The following is a 3,038-nucleotide window of genomic DNA, read 5'->3' as shown; positions in this document are numbered from 1 at the left end:
CTCAACGAGGGGGGCGCCGGGTGGCTCGAGGCACCGGCTGGCAGCCCGGGCAGAAGTACGACGAGCGGTTCATGAAGGCCACGCGCCGGACCGCCCGCCCGCACCGGTCGCAGGGCTCCCCCTCGCGGCCGTAGGCGTGCAACGAGCGGTCGAAGTAGCCCGACTCCCCGTTGACGTTGACGTAGAGCGCGTCGAAGGAGGTGCCACCCTGGGCCAAAGCGTCCAGCATGACGTCGCGCGCGTGCCCGATCAGCTCGACGACCTGGGCGCGGGTGAGCCGGTCGCCGGGCCGCTCGCCGTGGATGCGTGCCCGCCACAGGGCCTCGTCGGCGTAGATGTTGCCGATGCCCGAGACCAGGGCCTGGTCGAGCAGCTGCCGCTTGATCGCCGAGCCGCGGCGGCGCACCCGGGCGACGACGTCGTCGAGGTCGAAGAGCGGGTCGAGCGGGTCTCGGCCGATGTGGGCGATCTCGGGGGGCAGCACCGCTCCCCCGGTCGAGACCATCAGCCCGCCGAACATCCGCTGGTCCACGAAGTGCAGGTGCCGCCCCTCGGCGGCACCGTCGAGACGCAGCCGCACCCGCAGGTGCCTCTCGGGCTCGGCGTCGGCCGGCTGGACCAGCATCTGGCCGCTCATGCCGAGGTGGCACAGCAGGGCGTCCCCGTCGTCGAGGGGCAGCCAGAGGTACTTGCCGCGGCGGCTGGCGCCGGTGATCGTCCGGCCGGCCAGCGCTAGCGCGAAGCCCTCGGGACCGCGAGGATCCCGGCGAACAGGTCGTTCGTGGAGGACGTCGACGGCGACCACGCGGGCGCCGACCACGTGACGCTCGAGGCCGGCGCGGACGACCTCGACCTCGGGGAGCTCGGGCACCGGGGCTCAGTCGCCGCCGGCGGCGCTCGCGGTGTCGCCGGTGGGGGTGGCCGAGGAGTCGCCGGAGGTGGTGCCGAGCTGACCGACGATCTCGCCGTAGGCGGTCTCGGCGGCGGCCTGCTCGGCCTCCTTCTTCGACCGGCCGCTGCCGTTGCCGTAGAGCTGCTCGCCGACGCGGACCTTGGCGGTGAAGGTCTTCATGTGGTCAGGGCCGGAGTCCTCGATGACGTACTCCGGGACGCCGAGGCCGTGCTCGGCGGAGAGCTCCTGCAAGGAGGTCTTCCAGTCCAGCCCGGCCCCCATGGCCGAGGCGGCCTCGATGAGAGGGTCGAAGAGCCGGTGGACCACCTCGGCGGAGGTCGCCATGCCTCCGCCGGAGAGGTGCACCGCCCCGATGACCGCCTCGACGGTGTCGGAGAGGATCGAGGCCTTGTTGCGTCCCCCGGTCGCCTCCTCGCCGCGGCCGAGCTTGACGTGCTCGCCGAGACCGATGCTGCGTCCGACCTCGGCCAGGGCGCGCGCGTTGACCACCGCGGCCCGCAGCTTCGCCAGCCGTCCCTCGGAGAGGTCGGGATGGGTGCGGTAGAGCGTCTCGGTCACGACGACGCCGAGCACCGAGTCACCCAGGAACTCCAGGCGCTCGTTGGTCGGCAGGCCGCCGTTCTCGTAGGCGTAGGACCGATGCGTGAGGGCGCGCTCGAGCAGCTCGGGGTCCAGCTCCGGGTCCCCGAGCGCCGAGCGCAGCCCGCTGTAGTCGTCGATGGTGCCGGTCAGGGCAGCAGGGCCGCTCAGAGGACCTGACGACGGTCGGACCGGGCGCCGTACTGACCGCACTCGCCGCACGCACGGTGCGGGAGGTGCTTGGCACCGCACGCGGGGTTCGCGCAGGTCACCAGGGTCGGGGCGCTGGTCTTCCAGGCCGAACGACGGTGCCGGGTGTTGCTGCGCGACATCTTCCGCTTCGGGACAGCCACTGTTCTCTCCTTGTACCGGGGCCGGGAGGTCCGGCCCAGCTCTGCTTGTCGGGCTCTGCTGGCCGACCCTGCGCTGGCGGGGCCGACTACTGCTGGTCTGGGTCCTGCTGGTCCTGCTGGAGGCCCGCGAGACCGGCCCACCGGGGGTCGATCGGTGCCTCGTGCGCGTGGTCCGGGTCCTCGGCCAGTCGCGCCCCGCAGTCGGGGCACAGACCGGGGCAGTCCGGCTCACACATGGGCTGGAACGGCAGCTCCAGCACCACCGCGTCCCTCAGCTGCGGCTCCAGGTCGACCAGGTCGTCCTGCAGCCTGCTGACCTCGTCGTCCTCGTCGTGGGAGGTCTGGTGCTCGGCGTAGACGTACAGCTCCTGGAACCGCACCTCGACGTCGTCGTCGATGGGTTCCAGGCACCGTGCGCACTCGCCCTCGAGCGCGGCTCGCGCCGTGCCCGTCACCAGGACTCCCTCCATGACCGCCTCGAGCCGCAGGTCGATCTCGACCGGCGAGCCCTCGGGGACACGGAGGACGTCGATGCCCAGATCTGCCGGGGCCGGCACTGTCCGCGACTCCTCACGCTGGGACCCCGGGCGGCGGCCGAGCTCGCGGGTGTCGAGCACGAGCGGCGCTCTCGGGTCCAGGCTGGTCAGGAGATCACTTCCAGGGTCCGGGCACAACAGATCGCGTAGAAGCGTAACCGTCGTGCGGGTGGGCGACAAAACGACGTCGGGGCAGGTCAGCGGTGGAGCGGACTCCCCCGAGGACCGTGGGGCGGTCAGCCCCGCGCGGCGTTGCGTGCGGCGTTCTCGGCGATCCTCTCAGCCAGACGCTCGTGGACGAAGTCGGGGACCAACGTCGACACGTCGCCGCCGTAGGTCGCCACCTCCTTGACCAGGCTGCTGGCCAGGAACGACCACTCGGGGCTGGTGGGGACGAAGACGGTCTCGACGTCGGTGAGCGAGGCGTTCATCTGCGCCATCTGCAGCTCGTAGTCGAAGTCGCTGACGGCGCGCAGGCCCTTCACGATGGCCTGGATCTCGTGCTCGACGCAGAAGTCGGTGAGCAGCCCGGTGAAGCCCTCGACCCGGACGTTCTCCCACGGGGCGCAGGCCTGACGGAGCATGTCCATCCGCTCGTCGGAGGAGAACAGTCGGCTGCTCGACTTGGACTTGTTGACCCCGACGGCGACGACGACC

5 protein-coding genes are annotated in these 3,038 nt (G+C 71.7%); all 5 read right to left on the bottom strand.

What is annotated here, in order from left to right; genetic code table 11:
• Position 1: 1 nt before the first annotated feature.
• Positions 2–871 (bottom strand): bifunctional DNA-formamidopyrimidine glycosylase/DNA-(apurinic or apyrimidinic site) lyase, encoded by an 870-nt coding sequence (mutM, locus tag A6Q79_RS13880; RefSeq protein WP_317698636.1) that lies wholly within the window; start codon positions 869–871, stop codon positions 2–4.
• Positions 872–877: 6 nt separating this feature from the next.
• On the bottom strand, positions 878–1,633 hold the full coding sequence (gene rnc / locus A6Q79_RS13875) for a ribonuclease III (RefSeq protein ID WP_317698637.1): 756 nt from the start codon (positions 1,631–1,633) through the stop codon (positions 878–880).
• A 26-nt stretch (positions 1,634–1,659) separates the two neighbouring features.
• Positions 1,660–1,845: a 50S ribosomal protein L32 gene (gene rpmF / locus A6Q79_RS13870; protein WP_179531562.1), complete on the bottom strand. Its 186-nt coding sequence runs from the start codon at positions 1,843–1,845 to the stop codon at positions 1,660–1,662.
• Between the two features lie 86 nt (positions 1,846–1,931).
• A complete protein-coding gene (locus tag A6Q79_RS13865; RefSeq protein ID WP_317698635.1) occupies positions 1,932–2,462 on the bottom strand; it encodes a YceD family protein in 531 nt (176 codons plus the stop codon).
• 155 nt (positions 2,463–2,617) lie between these two features.
• A partial coding sequence (gene coaD / locus A6Q79_RS13860; RefSeq protein ID WP_317698634.1) for a pantetheine-phosphate adenylyltransferase occupies positions 2,618–3,038 on the bottom strand: 421 nt, incomplete at its 5' end.

The organism is Aeromicrobium sp. REDSEA-S32_B7, assembly GCF_001626145.1.
GTDB classification, from domain to species: Bacteria; Actinomycetota; Actinomycetes; order Propionibacteriales; family Nocardioidaceae; genus Aeromicrobium; species Aeromicrobium erythreum.
This window is presented reverse-complemented; position numbering and strand designations above follow the sequence as displayed.